At 63.8% G+C, this 14,902-nt stretch carries 19 protein-coding genes; 6 read left to right on the top strand and 13 right to left on the bottom strand.

Annotated features, from left to right (window positions below; all coding sequences use genetic code 11):
• Window positions 1–19: 19 nt before the first annotated feature.
• The 9 genes from VGR99_RS20975 to urtA form a co-directional block, all read right to left on the bottom strand.
• Window positions 20–559, bottom strand: coding sequence for an HD domain-containing protein (locus tag VGR99_RS20975; protein WP_326900991.1), 540 nt, complete (start codon window positions 557–559; stop codon window positions 20–22).
• A 3-nt stretch (window positions 560–562) separates the two neighbouring features.
• A complete protein-coding gene (locus VGR99_RS20970; protein WP_326900989.1) occupies window positions 563–868 on the bottom strand; it encodes an urease subunit beta in 306 nt (101 codons plus the stop codon).
• A gap of 11 nt (window positions 869–879) precedes the next feature.
• Entirely contained in the window at window positions 880–1,182 is a 303-nt protein-coding gene (locus tag VGR99_RS20965; protein WP_007605424.1) for an urease subunit gamma, read from the bottom strand.
• Between the two features lie 24 nt (window positions 1,183–1,206).
• Window positions 1,207–2,037, bottom strand: coding sequence for an urease accessory protein UreD (locus VGR99_RS20960; protein WP_326900957.1), 831 nt, complete (start codon window positions 2,035–2,037; stop codon window positions 1,207–1,209).
• 37 nt (window positions 2,038–2,074) lie between these two features.
• Complete coding sequence (gene urtE, locus VGR99_RS20955; protein WP_326900956.1) at window positions 2,075–2,770, bottom strand: urea ABC transporter ATP-binding subunit UrtE; 696 nt, start codon at window positions 2,768–2,770, stop codon at window positions 2,075–2,077.
• Between the two features lie 3 nt (window positions 2,771–2,773).
• Window positions 2,774–3,535 carry an urea ABC transporter ATP-binding protein UrtD gene (gene urtD, locus VGR99_RS20950; protein WP_014498216.1) on the bottom strand — a complete coding sequence of 254 codons (762 nt, stop codon included), beginning with the start codon at window positions 3,533–3,535 and terminating at the stop codon, window positions 2,774–2,776.
• A gap of 6 nt (window positions 3,536–3,541) precedes the next feature.
• On the bottom strand, window positions 3,542–4,708 hold the full coding sequence (gene urtC, locus VGR99_RS20945) for an urea ABC transporter permease subunit UrtC (RefSeq protein ID WP_326900950.1): 1,167 nt from the start codon (window positions 4,706–4,708) through the stop codon (window positions 3,542–3,544).
• The gene (gene urtB / locus VGR99_RS20940) at window positions 4,705–6,312 is read right to left on the bottom strand and encodes an urea ABC transporter permease subunit UrtB (RefSeq protein WP_326900949.1); all 1,608 of its coding nucleotides are present in this window, start codon (window positions 6,310–6,312) and stop codon (window positions 4,705–4,707) included. The genes urtC and urtB overlap by 4 nt, the downstream gene beginning before the upstream one ends.
• Window positions 6,313–6,396: 84 nt before the next feature.
• Complete coding sequence (gene urtA / locus VGR99_RS20935; protein ID WP_326900948.1) at window positions 6,397–7,719, bottom strand: urea ABC transporter substrate-binding protein; 1,323 nt, start codon at window positions 7,717–7,719, stop codon at window positions 6,397–6,399.
• Window positions 7,720–8,199: 480 nt separating this feature from the next.
• Between urtA and VGR99_RS20930 the strand changes: the two genes are divergently transcribed.
• From VGR99_RS20930 to VGR99_RS20920, 3 genes are all read left to right on the top strand, one after another.
• Entirely contained in the window at window positions 8,200–9,786 is a 1,587-nt protein-coding gene (locus tag VGR99_RS20930; RefSeq protein ID WP_326900947.1) for a DEAD/DEAH box helicase, read from the top strand.
• Between the two features lie 24 nt (window positions 9,787–9,810).
• Complete coding sequence (infA, locus tag VGR99_RS20925) at window positions 9,811–10,098, top strand: translation initiation factor IF-1 (protein WP_008131890.1); 288 nt, start codon at window positions 9,811–9,813, stop codon at window positions 10,096–10,098.
• A gap of 266 nt (window positions 10,099–10,364) precedes the next feature.
• Window positions 10,365–10,577 carry a cold-shock protein gene (locus VGR99_RS20920; RefSeq protein ID WP_008131892.1) on the top strand — a complete coding sequence of 71 codons (213 nt, stop codon included), beginning with the start codon at window positions 10,365–10,367 and terminating at the stop codon, window positions 10,575–10,577.
• A 102-nt stretch (window positions 10,578–10,679) separates the two neighbouring features.
• On the opposite strand, the gene VGR99_RS20915 is transcribed toward VGR99_RS20920, so the two are convergent.
• From VGR99_RS20915 to VGR99_RS20900, 4 genes are all read right to left on the bottom strand, one after another.
• Entirely contained in the window at window positions 10,680–11,303 is a 624-nt protein-coding gene (locus VGR99_RS20915; protein WP_326900932.1) for a TadE/TadG family type IV pilus assembly protein, read from the bottom strand.
• A gap of 20 nt (window positions 11,304–11,323) precedes the next feature.
• Window positions 11,324–11,902, bottom strand: a complete 579-nt coding sequence (locus VGR99_RS20910; RefSeq protein ID WP_326900931.1) for a TadE/TadG family type IV pilus assembly protein — start codon at window positions 11,900–11,902, stop codon at window positions 11,324–11,326.
• A gap of 248 nt (window positions 11,903–12,150) precedes the next feature.
• Window positions 12,151–12,648, bottom strand: a complete 498-nt coding sequence (locus VGR99_RS20905; protein ID WP_326900930.1) for a pilus assembly protein N-terminal domain-containing protein — start codon at window positions 12,646–12,648, stop codon at window positions 12,151–12,153.
• A 146-nt stretch (window positions 12,649–12,794) separates the two neighbouring features.
• Window positions 12,795–13,622: a sterol desaturase family protein gene (locus tag VGR99_RS20900; protein ID WP_326900929.1), complete on the bottom strand. Its 828-nt coding sequence runs from the start codon at window positions 13,620–13,622 to the stop codon at window positions 12,795–12,797.
• Window positions 13,623–13,890: 268 nt separating this feature from the next.
• Between VGR99_RS20900 and VGR99_RS20895 the strand changes: the two genes are divergently transcribed.
• The 3 genes from VGR99_RS20895 (at window position 13,891) to VGR99_RS20885 (ending at window position 14,897) form a co-directional block, all read left to right on the top strand.
• The gene (locus tag VGR99_RS20895; RefSeq protein ID WP_326900928.1) at window positions 13,891–14,055 is read left to right on the top strand and encodes a Flp family type IVb pilin; all 165 of its coding nucleotides are present in this window, start codon (window positions 13,891–13,893) and stop codon (window positions 14,053–14,055) included.
• A 69-nt stretch (window positions 14,056–14,124) separates the two neighbouring features.
• Window positions 14,125–14,271, top strand: a complete 147-nt coding sequence (locus VGR99_RS20890; protein ID WP_326900927.1) for a hypothetical protein — start codon at window positions 14,125–14,127, stop codon at window positions 14,269–14,271.
• Window positions 14,272–14,372: 101 nt separating this feature from the next.
• Window positions 14,373–14,897, top strand: a complete 525-nt coding sequence (locus VGR99_RS20885) for a prepilin peptidase (protein ID WP_326900926.1) — start codon at window positions 14,373–14,375, stop codon at window positions 14,895–14,897.
• Window positions 14,898–14,902: the final 5 nt, after the last annotated feature.

Genomic DNA, 14,902 nt, shown 5'->3' with positions numbered 1-14,902 from the left:
TTGAATGTTTTGATGGTGCTCACAGCGAGGCCCTCGCCTTTCGCACCGTATTGTCGAATGTCGTGTCGAGCCATGAATTGCCGCCGCGGCAGCCGGCTACGACCTGCTCGGCCCAGCCGGTGTAATCGACGAGATCGTCGCGCTCTTCAGTGGTCGGATCGGAATGAATGCGCGCGCCGATATTGCTGATCTTGTCGGCGATCTTGATCAGCTTTGCGCCCGGCGATTTGTGGGGCGCATCGACGACCTGCAGGCGCCGCCGCTCGGCCTTGGGCAGGCTCATGTTGTCGGTGCATTCGACGACGAGCGAGGCGACGCGATCGGAAAATTTTTGAACGAGCTCCTCCCGCGTGGTGTCGGTATCCTCGATCACATCGTGCAGCCAGCCCGCCGCGACCAGTTCGGCATCGGCACCGTCCGTCGCAGTCGCCAGCAGGTTCGCGACCTCCGCGAGATGGTTGATGTAAGGCTCATTCCCCCGCCCCTTGCGCGCCATGCCATTGTGCCGGCGCGCGGCCAGCTCAGCAGCTTCGGAGATGAGGCGGATGGCGGAGAGCATGAATCACAGCTTCCCCATCACGTCGCCACGAAAACCGTAGATCGTCTTCTTCCCCGCCATGGCGACGAGCTGGATGTCGCGGGTCTGGCCGGGTTCGAAGCGGACGGCGGTGCCGGCGGCGATGTCGAGGCGCATGCCGCGGGACTTTTTGCGGTCGAACTTCAACGCCGGGTTGGTCTCGAAGAAATGGTAGTGCGAGCCGACCTGGATCGGGCGGTCGCCGGTGTTGGCCACCGTCAGCGTCACGGTCTTGCGGCCGGCATTGAGCTCGATCTCGCCGTCCTGGATGAAGAGTTCGCCGGGGATCATGCTTCTCGCTCCTACCTGATCGGTTCGTGCACGGTGACGAGCTTGGTGCCGTCAGGGAACGTCGCCTCGACCTGGATGTCGTGGATCATCTCCGGAATGCCCGGCATCACCTGGTCGCGGGTGAGGACCTGCGCGCCTGATTGCATCAGCTCGGCGACGGTACGGCCGTCGCGCGCGCCTTCGAGGATGAAATCGGAGATGATCGCGATCGCCTCGGGATGGTTGAGCTTGACGCCGCGATCCAGCCGGCGTCGCGCCACGATGGCCGCCATCGAGATCAGAAGCTTGTCCTTTTCGCGGGGAGACAGGTTCATGAAGAATCTCTTCCGTTCAACACTTCAATTCAGCCACAACCGGGGCAGCGCCGCGCCGGTGCGCGCCAGCACGGTCATCATGTCGGCGCGCAAACGCGCCGCATCTTGGGCACAGAACCGCGCCATTGCAAAGCCATTCCAGGCCGAGATTCCGACCTCGCCGGCGAAAGATTCCGATGCCTCGCGAATGCGCTCCACCAGTGCCTCGTCGCCGGGAACGATCAGGGCCGTGCCGATCGCAGCGCCGCCCTTGGCGACAGCGGATCGCGCGAGTTTCGCGCCGATATTGCCGTCGAGCCTGACGGTCTCGGCAAACACCAGCCTGCCACCACGGCGCAGCCGCCAGCGGTCGACGAACTCGCCCTGCTCTACCCGCTCGCCCATGGCGGTGCGGCCGAAGACGACGATTTCGCAAAGCAGGAGCGAGGCGGCATCATCGAGCTCGATGTCGAAACCGCGATGGACCCGGGCGCGATCGAACAGGATCGTCTCCTGCGGCAGCCAGCCTAGATGCGCACCCGCGGCAGCCTTCAAGGCAATGCTGAGCTGCGCCGGCGCGCCGGGCGCGCGATAGACCTTTTCGGCCGCGGCCGTGGTCAATGTCAGGCGCGCGCCTTCGGCCGCCGCGATCTCGATATCGAAATTGTCGCCACCGGCGACGCCGCCGGCCGTGTTGACGAACACGCCCGAGAGCCCCTCGCCTTCAGGCGAGGGAAAGCGCACGCGCAGCGAGCCGGATTCATGCAAGGCCCCGCGCCGCGTCACGCCGTCGCGGGCGTGCACGTCGAAGCGCACGGCGCCACGGGCGCGGTTGGCCTCGAACACCGAAGATGTCGCCAAAGCGTCGCTGCGCATCCGTCTCCCCAGCCGGTCGCGGCAGGATTGTTCCGGCTTACAGCGCCATCTGGCGGCTGATCTCGCCGGGATCGAGGTTGGAGCGGTCGCAGGTGAACTTCACCGCACCGCGATCCATCACCGCGAAACTGTCGCCGAGTTCGCAGGCAAAGTCGAGATATTGTTCGACCAGCACGATGGCGATGTTGCCGAGGTTGCGCAAATAGGAGATGGCGCGGCCGATGTCCTTGATGATCGAGGGCTGGATGCCTTCGGTCGGCTCGTCGAGCAGCAGCAATTTCGGGCGCATCACCAGCGCGCGGCCGATGGCGAGCTGCTGCTGCTGGCCGCCGGAGAGATCGCCGCCGCGCCGGCCGAGCATGGATTGCAGCACCGGAAACAGCGAGAACACGTCGTCGGGAATGTGCTTGTCCTCGCGCTTGAGGGGGCCGAAGCCGGTCTTGAGGTTCTCCTCGACCGTCAGCAGCGGAAATATCTCGCGGCCCTGCGGCACGAAGCCGATGCCCTTGCGCGCGCGCTCATAGGGCTTGAGGCCCGTGATATCGCTGCCGTCGAGCACGATCGCGCCCGAGGAGATCGGATACTGGCCCACCATGGCGCGCAGCAGCGAGGTCTTGCCGACGCCATTGCGCCCGAGCACGCAGGTGACCTTGCCCGGCTCGGCCGCGATCGAGACGCCGCGCAGCGCCTGCGCCGCGCCGTAGAACAGGTTGATGTCCTTGACCTCAAGCATCGCTCAGCGTCCCAGATAAACTTCGATGACCCGCTCGTTGGACGAGACCTGGTCGATGGTTCCTTCCGCGAGCACCGTGCCTTCGTGCAGGCAGGTGACCTTGACGCCGAGCTCGCGCACGAACGTCATGTCGTGCTCCACCACCATCACGGTGTGGGTCTTGTTGATTTCCTTCAGCAGCTCGGCGGTGAGATGCGTCTCGACGTCGGTCATCCCTGCCACGGGCTCGTCGACAAGCAGCAGTTTCGGGTCCTGCGCCAGCAGCATGCCGATCTCGAGCCACTGCTTCTGGCCGTGACTGAGGCTGCCGGCGAGGCGGTTGCGCGCGTCGGTGAGGCGGATCGTCTCCAGCACCTTGTCGATGCGCTCGGATTCGGCCCTGCTGCCGCGCCAGAACAGCGTGCCCTTGACGCTGTGATCGACATTGAGCGCGAGCAGGAGGTTGTCCTGCACGGTCTGGCTCTCGAACACGGTCGGCTTCTGGAATTTGCGGCCGATGCCGAGCTCGGCGATGCGGGTCTCATCGAGCCGCGTCAGATCCGTGACGCCGTCGAACAGCACCGTGCCCTCATCGGGCTTGGTCTTGCCGGTGATGATGTCCATCATCGTGGTCTTGCCGGCGCCGTTCGGGCCGATGATGGCGCGCATCTCACCGGGCGCGAGCGTCAGCGACAGATTGTTGATGGCGTGGAAACCGTCGAACGAGACGTGCACACCGTCGAGATAGAGCATTGCGGAGGTCGCGCGGGTGTCCATGACGTTCATGACCGCTTACTCCGCCATCTTTGGTTGGGTGACGCCGTCTTCGGCCGCAGCGCTGGCCGAGGCGGCGGCGCGCTTTTCCTTCGAGGAGTCCCACCAGGCGTTGAAGGTGCCGACGATGCCCTTGGGCAGCAGCAGCGTCACCAGGATGAACAGCGCGCCCAGCATGAACAGCCAGTACGGCGCCAGCACGCCCGAGGTGAAGAACGTCTTGGCGTAATTGACGACGACGGCACCGAGCGCCGCGCCGACCAGCGTGCCACGGCCGCCGACCGCGACCCAGATCACCGCCTCGATCGAATTGCCCGGGGCGAACTCGGATGGATTGATGATACCGACCTGCGGCACATAGAGCGCGCCGGCGACGCCGGCCATGCAGGCCGACACGGTGAACACGAACAGCTTGTAGGATTCGACGCGGTAGCCGAGGAAGCGCGTGCGCGACTCCGCGTCACGGATAGCGATCAGCACCTTGCCGAGCTTGGACGAGACGATGGACCGGCAGATCAGGAAGCCGAGGATCAGCGCCAGGCAGCTGAGCGCGAACAGTGCTGCGCGGGTGCCTTCGGCCTGGACGTTGAAGCCGAGGATGTCCTTGAAGTCGGTCAGGCCGTTGTTACCGCCGAAGCCGAAATCATTGCGGAAGAAGGCGAGCAGCAGCGCATAGGTCATCGCCTGCGTGATGATCGACAGATAGACGCCGGTGACGCGGGAGCGGAAGGCGAGCCAGCCGAAGCAGAAGGCGAGCAGGCCGGGCACGAACAGCACCATCAGCGCCGCGAACCAGAACATGTCGAAGCCGTACCAGTACCAGGGCAGATTCTGCCAGTTCAGGAACACCATGAAGTCGGGCAGGATCGGGTTGCCGTAGACGCCGCGGGTGCCGATCTGCCGCATCAGATACATGCCCATCGCGTAGCCACCGAGCGCGAAGAAGGCGCCGTGGCCGAGCGAGAGAATGCCGCAATAGCCCCAGATCAGGTCGATCGAGAGCGCGAGGATCGCGTAGCAGACATATTTGCCCCAGAGCGCGACGAGATAAGTCGGCACCTGCAGGAACGAGCCCGCCGGCAGCAGCAAATTGGAGAGCGGGATAAGAATTCCGCAGGCCGCGACGACGGCGAGGAAGATCGTCGCGCCGCGGTCCAGCGATCGCGTCAGCATGTGAGGGGTCATGCTTCCACCGCACGGCCCTTGAGCGCGAACAGTCCGCGCGGGCGCTTTTGAATGAACAGGATGATGAGAACCAGGATCGCGATCTTGCCGAGCACGGCGCCGGCGACCGGCTCCAGGAACTTGTTGGCGATGCCGAGCGTGAAGGCGCCGACCAGCGTACCCCAGAGATTACCGACGCCGCCGAACACCACGACCATGAAGCTGTCGATGATGTAGCTCTGGCCGAGATTGGGGCTGACATTGTCGATCTGCGACAGCGCCACGCCGGCGATGCCGGCGATGCCCGAGCCGAGGCCGAAGGTCAGCGCGTCGACGCGCGAGGTGGCGATACCCATCGAGGCCGCCATGCGGCGGTTCTGCGTCACCGCGCGCATCTCGAGGCCAAGCGCGGTATAGCGCAGCATCGCCAGCAGGATCGCGAACACGGCGAGCGTGAAGACGAGGATCCAGAGCCGGTTATAGGTGATGGTGATCTGGCCGAGCTCGAAGGCGCCGCTCATCCAGGAGGGGTTGCCGACCTCGCGGTTGGTCGGGCCGAACATGGTGCGCACCGCCTGCTGCAGCACCAGCGACAGGCCCCAGGTCGCGAGCAGCGTCTCGAGCGGGCGGCCGTAGAGGAAGCGGATGATGCTGCGCTCGATCAGCACGCCGATCGCGCCGGCGACGAGGAAGGCGAGCGGCACGGCGATCAGCAGCGAGTAGTCGAACAAGGCGGGGTAGCGGGTGCGGATCACTTCCTGCACCACGAAGGTGGTGTAGGCGCCGATCATCACCATCTCGCCATGCGCCATGTTGATGACGCCCATCACGCCGAAGGTGATGGCAAGGCCGATCGCGGCAAGCAGCAGCACCGAGCCGAGCGAGAGGCCGTACCAGGCATTCTGGACCGTGGACCAGACCGCCAGCGAAGACTGGATCGAGCTGATCGCGCTCGCCGCGGCCTTGGTCACCGAGGCCGGCTGGTCGCCCATGCCTGTCAGCAGCGCCATGGCCTCCTGGTCACCGCGCGCCTTGAGGGTGGCGACCGCCTCGAGCTTCTCGACCTCGCCGGCGTCGGACTTGAATAGCAGGATCGCCGCACGGGCATCGCCAAGCGCGGCCTTGACCGATTTGTTGGTCTCCTTGGCAAGCGCGGCATCGACCGCATCGAGCGCGGTTTCTTCGTGCGACTTGAAGACGGATTGCGCGGCCTGCAGGCGCGTCGCCAGATCCGGCGACTGCAGCGTCAGGCTGCCGAGCGCGGCATCGACGCTGCGGCGCAAGCGGTTGTTGAGACGCACCGCGCTCGCACTGTCGGGAACGCTGGCGACGGGCTCGCCGGTCGCGGCATCGATCGACTTGCCGTCGGTGCCGGTGACGTAAACCTTCTTGGTATCGGGATCGGCCATGAGGCGGCCGTCCTGGAGCGCGCTGATGATCGGGAAGGCCAGCTTGTTGCCGCTGCTTGCGACAACACCGATCGCTTCATCGGTGTCGGAAAAATCGTCATTGGCGAATTTGGCGACCGCATCCTCGAACGGACCGGCAAAGGCCGGCAGCGCGAACGCGATCAGGAACAGCGAGAGGACGAACGAGCAGAGACGAGCGGACAAATTGATTGGCACTTTGAATCACCCCGGCAGAAGCGGGGAGAAGGCGGCGGAATAGCCGCCTCCTCCCGTCGTGCAGTAGAGAGCGTCAGGTCCGGATCAGGAGCCCGAGCCGAGGCACTTGTTGGTCTTGGTGTTGAAGTTGCCGCACTTCTTGCCGACCCAGTCGCCGATCAGGTCCTTGGAGCCGTCGAGCTCCTTCGACCAGGCGTCGCCAGCGACGAGGCTCGGGGTCTTCCAAACCACGTCGAACTGGCCGTTGCCCTTGATCTCGCCGATGAACACCGGCTTGGTGATGTGGTGGTTCGGCAGCATCTTCGACACGCCACCGGTCAGGTTCGGCGCTTCGATGCCGGGAAGCGCGTCGATCACCTTGTCCGGATCGGTCGACTTCACCTTCTCGACGGCCTTCACCCACATGTTGAAGCCGATCACGTGCGCTTCCATCGGGTCGTTGGTCACGCGCTTCGGGTTCTTGGTGTAGGCCTGCCAGTCCTTGATGAACTTCTCGTTCGCCGGGTTCTTGATCGACTCGAAGTAGTTCCAGGCGGCGAGATGGCCGACCAGCGGCTTGGTGTCGATGCCGGCGAGCTCTTCCTCACCCACCGAGAACGCGACCACCGGGATGTCCTTGGCCTTGATGCCCTGGTTGCCGAGCTCCTTGTAGAAGGGAACGTTGGCGTCGCCGTTGATGGTCGAGACCACCGCGGTCTTCTTGCCGGCCGAGCCGAACTTCTTGATGTCGGCCACGATCGTCTGCCAGTCGGAATGACCGAACGGCGTGTAGTTGATCATGATGTCTTCCTGGGCGACACCCTTCGACTTCAGATAGGCTTCCAGGATCTTGTTGGTCGTGCGCGGATAGACGTAGTCGGTGCCCGCGAGCACCCAGCGCTTCACCTTCTCGTCCTTCATCAGATAGTCGACGGCGGGGATCGCCTGCTGGTTCGGCGCAGCGCCCGTGTAGAACACGTTACGCTCGGACTCTTCGCCCTCGTATTGCACGGGGTAGAACAGAATGTTGTTCAGCTCCTTGAAGACCGGGAGCACCGACTTGCGCGACACCGAGGTCCAGCAGCCGAACACGACCGAGACCTTGTCCTTGGTGATCAGCTCGCGGGCCTTTTCGGCGAACAGCGGCCAGTTCGAGGCGGGATCGACGACGACGGCTTCGAGCTTCTTGCCGAGCACGCCGCCCTTCTTGTTCTGCTCGTCGATCAGGAAGAGGATAGTGTCCTTCAGCGTGGTTTCGCTGATGGCCATGGTGCCGGAGAGAGAGTGAAGCACACCGACCTTGATGGTGTCGTCCGCGGCCTTGGCACCGGAAATGGAAGCCAGACCGAGCATCAGGCCGGCGGTCGCGGCGAGCACGCCGCGGCGGCTAAATGACGCCGCTATATCGTGAATGGATTTGGTAGGCATGGATGTATCATCTCCCTGACGCAGACGTGAAAAACGCTGCGAAACGGCCCCACGGCCGCCTGCGATTAACGGAATCGCAAGAACCGTGCCATGGCCTAGGCACATGCCAACTCATTGGTCAGATTAGACAATTTGACTGCAATCCAAGTTTCGCCGTAGTCTGATTGCTCAAAATATGGGCGAATAAAATGTATGCCAATGCGGCAGACAGGTCATTTATTGAGCAAATAACCGCCTCTGTCTAAATTTCCGGCATAACTATTTCTGCACCGCAATCGTCGTTTGGCGCCGCTTTGCCTTGAAAGCGCCCCCTCAATGTTCCATATGACCACCCGAGACCTCTTGAGAATCAAGGGGTCGTAGCGAGCCGCGTGTTCTTAAGCCCGTACGGGCCTCTGGCTTGCCCCATAGCTCCCAAGCCATCCGACACCCCAAACACGCAGGTGTCTTCTTGACACCCTTTTGCGCGCGCCGCGCTGAATGCGCCGGGCGTTCGCCTTTGACATGGAAAGAACCCATCTTTTGACTTCGTTTCAGGACTTCGGCCTCGCCGAACCGATCGCACGTGCTCTCGCCGAAGAGAATTACGTCACCCCCACCCCCATTCAGGCCCAGACCATCCCCACGGCGCTGACCGGCCGCGACGTCGTCGGCATCGCCCAGACCGGCACCGGCAAGACCGCATCCTTCGCGCTGCCGATCCTGCATCGCCTGCTCGAGAACCGCATCAAGCCGCAGCCCAAGACGGCCCGCGTCCTGGTGCTCTCGCCCACCCGCGAGCTTTCGGGGCAGATCCTCGACAGCTTCAACGCCTATGGCCGCCACATCCGCCTGTCCTCGACGCTGGCCATCGGCGGCGTGCCGATGGGCCGTCAGGTCCGCGCCCTGATGCAGGGCGTCGATGTGCTGGTCGCCACCCCCGGCCGCCTGCTCGACCTCGTGCAGAGCAACGGCCTGAAGCTCGGCAGCGTCGAGTTCCTCGTGCTCGACGAGGCCGACCGCATGCTCGACATGGGCTTCATCAACGACATCCGCAAAATCGTCGCCAAGCTGCCGATCAAGCGGCAGACGCTGTTCTTCTCGGCCACCATGCCCAAGGACATCGCCGAGCTCGCCGATTCGATGCTGCGCGACCCCGCCCGCGTCGCGGTGACCCCGGTCTCCTCGACCGCCGAGCGGATCAACCAGCGCATCGTCCAGGTCGACTTCTCGGCCAAGCCCGCCTTCCTGACCAAGCTCCTGAAGGACGAGCCGATCAACCGCGCGCTGGTCTTCACCCGCACCAAGCACGGCGCCGACAAGGTCGTGAAGACGCTCGAAAAGGCCGGCATCCCCGCCAGCGCCATCCACGGCAACAAGTCGCAGAACCATCGCGAGCGCACGCTGGCGCAGTTCCGCTCGGGCGAGATCCGCACCCTGGTCGCCACCGACATCGCCGCCCGCGGCATCGACGTCGACGGCATCACCCATGTCATCAATTTCGACCTGCCCAACGTGCCCGAGACCTATGTGCACCGCATCGGCCGCACCGCACGCGCCGGCGCTGACGGCACGGCGATCTCGCTGGTCGCCGGCGGCGAGGAACTCGCCTATCTCCGCGACATCGAGAAGCTGATCCGCGTGGCGCTGCCGCGCGAGGATCACCGCACCGACGCCGGTCGCCGCGATGCGGGTCCTCCCCCGCAGCAGCAGCGACAGGGCCGGCCAGGCGGCCGCCCGGGCCAGCGTCCGCAGGGCGCACGGCATGGTGACGGACGGCGTGGCGACGACAGGCATGCCGACGGGCGCCACCATAGCGGTGGCAGGCACGGCGACGGACGGCCCGGTGAAGGCCGCCATGGCGAGGGCAGACCTGTTGATGGCAGGCCCGGTGAAGGCCACAAGGCCTCCAAGGGGTCTCGCCGCCGCCGCGGTTCCGGTGGTAAGGTGAATTCCTCACCAGCCGATCGGTCGGAACAGCGTCCCGCGCATAGCGCCGGCAAGCCTGATGGAATACAAGGCGTTGCCTTTTTGCGTCGCGAGAGCCGCCCCAACGGCCGACCGAACCGCAATCCTCATTCGAACTAACAGTCCACGACTGGAGACAACCACATGGCTAAGGAAGAGCTGATCCAGTTCGAAGGACTGGTCACCGAAATCCTCCCCGACGCCCGCTACCGCGTGCAGCTTGATGCCGGACACGAGATCGTCGCCTACACCGCCGGCAAGATGAAGAAGAACCGGATCAAGACGCTGGCGGGTGACCGCGTGACGGTGGAGATGTCGCCCTACGACCTCGAGAAGGGCCGGCTGATTTTCCGCCACAAGGACGAACGTCCCAGCGGCGTGGGCGGACCTCCGCGCCCCGGTCAACGCGGTGGCCAGTTCCGCCGTCGCTAATCCCTTTGGGCGCGAGAGCGCGAAGTAAAATTCCGACCTGTATGCTGATCTGCCGCGAACATCGCGGCGGATCAAAAAATCGTGCACGTCAGGATTGTTTAGAGGCCCTATTTCCAATAAAATGAATTAATCGATTTTCGGCCGGACGACATTAGCATCCACCGGTACAGCCGGTTCAGACACGCTGACGACCCTTCCAAAAATTCGATCTAACCTGCCTGCGCAAGCAGGCTCCGACACTGTGTATTTGAGAAGGGACTACCCCCATGAGCATGGGAACCGTGAAGTGGTTTAACGCGACCAAGGGCTTCGGCTTCATCCAGCCCGACGATGGCGGCCAGGACGTGTTCGTTCACATCAGCGCCGTCGAGCGCGCTGGCCTCGGCACGCTGCGTGAAGGCCAGAAGCTCTCCTACGAGATCGTGGCTGATCGTCGCTCCGGCAAGTCGGCTGCGGACAATCTCCGCTCCGCCGGCTGAGCCTGCGCGTCGGCCCGGATCGTTTCGGACGAACCAGCCAAAGAAACAGAAAAGGCCGTGCGCGACGCACGGCCTTTTCATTTGAGGCTTTGCTTGCCGATGTCAACAGGTCGCCGGGACGCTGTTGTAGGCAATGCAGGTGACCTGGCGCGGCCGCGTGTAGGCGACGTCGCTCAGATTGATGCCCGACTTCAGGACAAATTTGACCGAGGGCGTGTAGGTGTAATTCACCTCGCTGAGGATGAGGTAGGTCGACGGGATCAGCAGCGTCGACGGAATCATCGAGGTGACCGTGGTACCCGCCACCCGCGTCGAAGGCGGATTGGTCAGCGTCGCCTGCGTCGCGCCGCTCGCGATCGTGGCGGACTTGGCCCACGAGATTTTGGCGACGCTGTTGGTGTCGATATAGATCTCGGAGAGCGTGGCGTTCACGAGAGAGGCGTCGTAAGGCGTCATCACCGAGATGCTTGCCGTGAACGTGTTCTGCAAATTGGTGTCGGTCACGGTCGACGACGATTGCGACGTCAGATCGGACAGCGTTCGCGCGATCAATGTGACCTTGCGATCGATCGCCACCGCCGACGAGAACTCGACCGTGCCGAAGAACATCACCAGCATCAGCGGCACGATCACCGCGAATTCGGTAGCCGCCAGACCTCTGCCGTCGGCAAGGAACTCGTACGCGTAAGAGCGCGCCGTCCGCCAGATTTTCGCAATCGCCTGCATCGTTCCGCCGATCCGTTGTCTCAGTAAGGCTCGTTCTTGAACGCGGCCGTGGCCACCAGCAGCCGCTTGCTGCCGGTGAGATTGGAGATGTTGTAGCCGAGCCCGGTGACGAACAACGGCCATTGATAGAACAGCCGCACCACGACGATGTCGCCTGCGGCGCCCGGGCTGTAGCCCATGGTGGAATCGAAATTGCCGGCGGCATCGATGTGGCTCGGCAGCGTCACCGCGGAGAACGACGAGAAGCTCGTGACGTCGACATAGAGGCTGTTGCAGTCGAACAGCGCCGGAATCTGGCTGCAGACATAGGTCTTGAAGGTCGCCTGCGTGCAGGGCGCGCTTGCGCCCGACACGGCACAGGCCGTCACCGAACCGGATTGCGCCTGCCCGGTCAGCACGACGCGCGCGGAATTCTGCGTGATGGTCTCGAGCACCTGGCCCGCGAAGAACATCAGGGCCGTCTCGATGATGGCGAACAGCAGCGCAAAGAACATCGGCGCGACCAGCGCGAACTCGACGGCGGCGGAGCCGCGTCGATTGCCGCGAAACCGGCGTAGCGCAGTTCGGAGCGTAAATCTCTTAGGTGCAGGCGACGGCATCGCGTCAAATTCCCCGGCAGCGGCGATCATCTGCCTCGTTCAGTAGCGGAAACTGATTGTTTAAGTGTTTCAGGCGATCCGCACCCGGCGGACCGCGCCCTCAAGGATGCGTTAACCACGAGCGATCCGAACGGCGCGGAGAAAGGCGTGTCTGAAAGAGAGCTCTTCAGCGCGCGCGTGTCCGGACCGGATCATGCGATCCAGCCCGGGCAAACGGTCAGGCTAGTTGGTCTTGTCAATTGGTCTTGTTAGTTAGTCTTGGCGCCCGCACCGGCGCCGCCGCTGGCATTGTTGCTCAGCGAGCCGGCCTGGCTCATCGTGTTGTTGAAGTAATTGTCGCTGTCGCCCAGCGTCACGCGGCGCTGGCACTGCGGCACGCAGCTGTAGGACTCCCGCTCGATCCCGCGATAGACGGTGACGAGCCGGTCGCTCGGACCTTCGACCTGGATCTGACGGTCCACCAGGATCTCGCCGGCCCGGTCGAGCGCGATGAAGTTGGTCGCGCCATAACCCTTCCCGGTCACGACGATCATGCCGCCGGGCTGGAGCGTGACGTCGGCGATCAGGGGATTGCCGACCACGATGGTCGCCACCTTGCCCGGCAGCCGGACCAGCTTGGCCTGGTCGACATTGACGGCGATGGTATCGGCGGTGGACTCGGCCAGGCCGACAGAAGGCGATGCCAGCACCGCGGCGGCAACCAGAAGACAGACGCGCGCATGGCGGCGCAGCAGTTCTTTACGCATACTCTTACCCCCGGGACGTCACAAACCGGCAGAAGCGATTGGATCGAAGCGGAGCCGGCGCCCGACCGCGCTAACCTGCCCTTAATTCGTGAACGTTCCGCAAACTCGCCGACTATTGTTTGAACGGACTGGCGTTTTCTGAACCGCTAACGGCGGAACGGATAGGCGAGCTGGCCCGCGATCTCCTTCGGCATGGTGGCTTCGTCCTTGCCGTAGTCCTGCGGCAGTTGCCCCTCCGGCATGCGGAAGGTGCCGAACAGCACGTCCCAGATCGGGAACGTGCCGGCGAAATTGGTGTCGCCGCCCTCTTCGAGCGGGGTGTGGTGCCAGCGGTGAAACACCGGCGTCGCCAGCACATATTTGAACGGCCCGAAGGTCCAGTTCAGGTTGGCGTGCACGAAGGCCGAGTGGAAGGTCGTGAACGGGGCGACCCAGACCATCACGTTCGGGGAGATGCCGGCCATCAGCAGCACGACGTCGACGCCGATCGTGCCGAGCACGAGGTTGACGGGATGGAAGCGGGCCGCCGAGATCCAGCTGATCTCTTCCGAGGAGTGATGGATTGCGTGGTACTTCCAGAACTCGCCGCCGTGAAACAGCCGGTGCAGCCAGTACAGCATGAAGTCGGACAGCACCAGGAACAGCACGGCCTGGACCCAGAGCGGCAGTTGCGCCAGCGGACCGTGGCCATTGTCGTAGAAGGCGATGAGCCCGTCGGCATCATGGATGTTGAAGACGAGGCTCGCGCCGACGATCAGGAGCCCGATCCGCATGGTGCGGGCGAACACCGGCACGAAGAACCAGTAGCAGATGTCGGTGACGATCTCCCGCTTGCGCCACCACGGCACACCGGGATTGCACGCCCAGAAATGCTCGAGCACCGTGAAGATCATCGCCAGCACGAAGGTGACGGGGACCACTTTCGCGATGGTCTCGCCGAGCATCAGCGCGACTTGCATGGGCAGGCTCGACATCGTCGCCTCTCTTTACGAACAGCTGGTCCGCCTTAGGCCTACTCCGCGAAATTTAAGGGACGGTGAAGCCGGCGGTGCGCTTGCAGCAGATCCGGAACCGCGGCGAGTTTCAGCGAGCGCCTTAAGGTGAAATTCACTCTGGGCAAAAGCATCGCGCAGGATTCGGGTTTGCACGATCGAATTAACTCTACCGAAAGAGCTCGGCTCTCATGTTCGGGGCGTCAAAGACAGCGCCGAACGAGGCGATCCAACCAGACGGAGTGAGTTCATGAAGAACCTGATTGCGCGTTTCGCCAAGGATGAATCCGGCGCCACCGCCATCGAATACGGTCTGATCGCCGCCGGCATCGCGCTCGCCATCATCACCGTCGTCAACAACCTCGGCAGCACGCTGAGCACCAAGTTCGGCTCGATCAGCACCTCGCTGAAGTAAGCGACCGACGACGACGGCAAAAGCCCCGGACCTCCGGGGCCTTTGTTTTTTTGAGGACGGCGAGTTCCAGTGGCGTTGCGCGAGTACAGACCCGATGCCGCAGTTGCGGCGAGCAAGGCGGAGACGGTGCAGACCGGCTCACCGGCCTACTGGGTTTGCCTCGCTTTGCTGCTTGCCACGGTCGCGCTCGCCGCGCGCATTGCCAGCCTCTGGTGAGCACCTTTGCGGTCGCTGCCGTTGTCGGTTTGTTTAGCACTGCCCGCTAGCATCGCCGGACGCCAGATCCCGCGACGAAACCAGCCCTCAAGACGCAGCTCATGATCCTCGACCTTGCGCGCCTTCTGCTGTTCCCGGCTCTGATGGCTTTTGCCGCCGCGAGCGACCTCTTCACGATGACGATCTCGAACCGCGTCTCGCTGGCGCTGGTCACGGGCTTCTTCGTGCTCGCGTTTGCCGGTGGCATGGCACCGTACGAGATGCTGAGCCATGTCGGCGCCGGCGCGCTGCTGCTGGTCGTGGCCTTCGGCTGCTTTGCGATGGGCTGGATGGGCGGCGGCGACGCCAAGGTCGCGGCCTCGGTCGCGCTGTGGTTCGGCTTCGCGCAGTTGATGGACTTCCTGCTCTATGCGTCGCTGTTCGGCGGCGCGCTGACGCTGCTCCTGCTCCAGTTCCGGCAATGGCCGTTGCCTTACGGGCTGGCGGGCCAGGCCTGGCTCGCACGGCTGCACGACAAGGAGAGCGGCATCCCTTACGGCATCGCGCTCACGCTCGGCGCGCTGATGGTCTATCCGGAGACCGAATGGGTGAAGGCAATCGACCTCGCCCATCTCGCACTGCGCTGAACACA

Origin of the sequence: Bradyrhizobium sp. (assembly GCF_035935975.1) — a bacterium.
GTDB lineage: Bacteria > Pseudomonadota > Alphaproteobacteria > Rhizobiales > Xanthobacteraceae > Bradyrhizobium.
Note: the sequence above shows the minus strand (reverse complement) of the source record. Positions and strands in the feature narration are given on the sequence as shown.

Bases quoted from the DNA above. Each gene is read 5' to 3' on its own strand.
- urtC (WP_326900950.1), bottom strand. From the start codon at position 4,708: ATGACCCCTCACATGCTGACGCGATCGCTGGACCGCGGCGCGACGATC.
- VGR99_RS20885 (WP_326900926.1), top strand. From the start codon at position 14,373: ATGATCCTCGACCTTGCGCGCCTTCTGCTGTTCCCGGCTCTGATGGCT.
- VGR99_RS20965 (WP_007605424.1), bottom strand. From the start codon at position 1,182: ATGAACCTGTCTCCCCGCGAAAAGGACAAGCTTCTGATCTCGATGGCG.
- VGR99_RS20930 (WP_326900947.1), top strand. From the start codon at position 8,200: ATGCGCCGGGCGTTCGCCTTTGACATGGAAAGAACCCATCTTTTGACT.
- VGR99_RS20970 (WP_326900989.1), bottom strand. From the start codon at position 868: ATGATCCCCGGCGAACTCTTCATCCAGGACGGCGAGATCGAGCTCAAT.
- VGR99_RS20920 (WP_008131892.1), top strand. From the start codon at position 10,365: ATGAGCATGGGAACCGTGAAGTGGTTTAACGCGACCAAGGGCTTCGGC.
- urtE (WP_326900956.1), bottom strand. From the start codon at position 2,770: ATGCTTGAGGTCAAGGACATCAACCTGTTCTACGGCGCGGCGCAGGCG.
- VGR99_RS20960 (WP_326900957.1), bottom strand. From the start codon at position 2,037: ATGCGCAGCGACGCTTTGGCGACATCTTCGGTGTTCGAGGCCAACCGC.
- VGR99_RS20900 (WP_326900929.1), bottom strand. From the start codon at position 13,622: ATGTCGAGCCTGCCCATGCAAGTCGCGCTGATGCTCGGCGAGACCATC.
- VGR99_RS20975 (WP_326900991.1), bottom strand. From the start codon at position 559: ATGCTCTCCGCCATCCGCCTCATCTCCGAAGCTGCTGAGCTGGCCGCG.
- VGR99_RS20915 (WP_326900932.1), bottom strand. From the start codon at position 11,303: ATGCAGGCGATTGCGAAAATCTGGCGGACGGCGCGCTCTTACGCGTAC.
- urtA (WP_326900948.1), bottom strand. From the start codon at position 7,719: ATGCCTACCAAATCCATTCACGATATAGCGGCGTCATTTAGCCGCCGC.
- urtD (WP_014498216.1), bottom strand. From the start codon at position 3,535: ATGAACGTCATGGACACCCGCGCGACCTCCGCAATGCTCTATCTCGAC.
- VGR99_RS20895 (WP_326900928.1), top strand. From the start codon at position 13,891: ATGAAGAACCTGATTGCGCGTTTCGCCAAGGATGAATCCGGCGCCACC.
- VGR99_RS20905 (WP_326900930.1), bottom strand. From the start codon at position 12,648: ATGCGTAAAGAACTGCTGCGCCGCCATGCGCGCGTCTGTCTTCTGGTT.
- infA (WP_008131890.1), top strand. From the start codon at position 9,811: ATGGCTAAGGAAGAGCTGATCCAGTTCGAAGGACTGGTCACCGAAATC.
- VGR99_RS20910 (WP_326900931.1), bottom strand. From the start codon at position 11,902: ATGCCGTCGCCTGCACCTAAGAGATTTACGCTCCGAACTGCGCTACGC.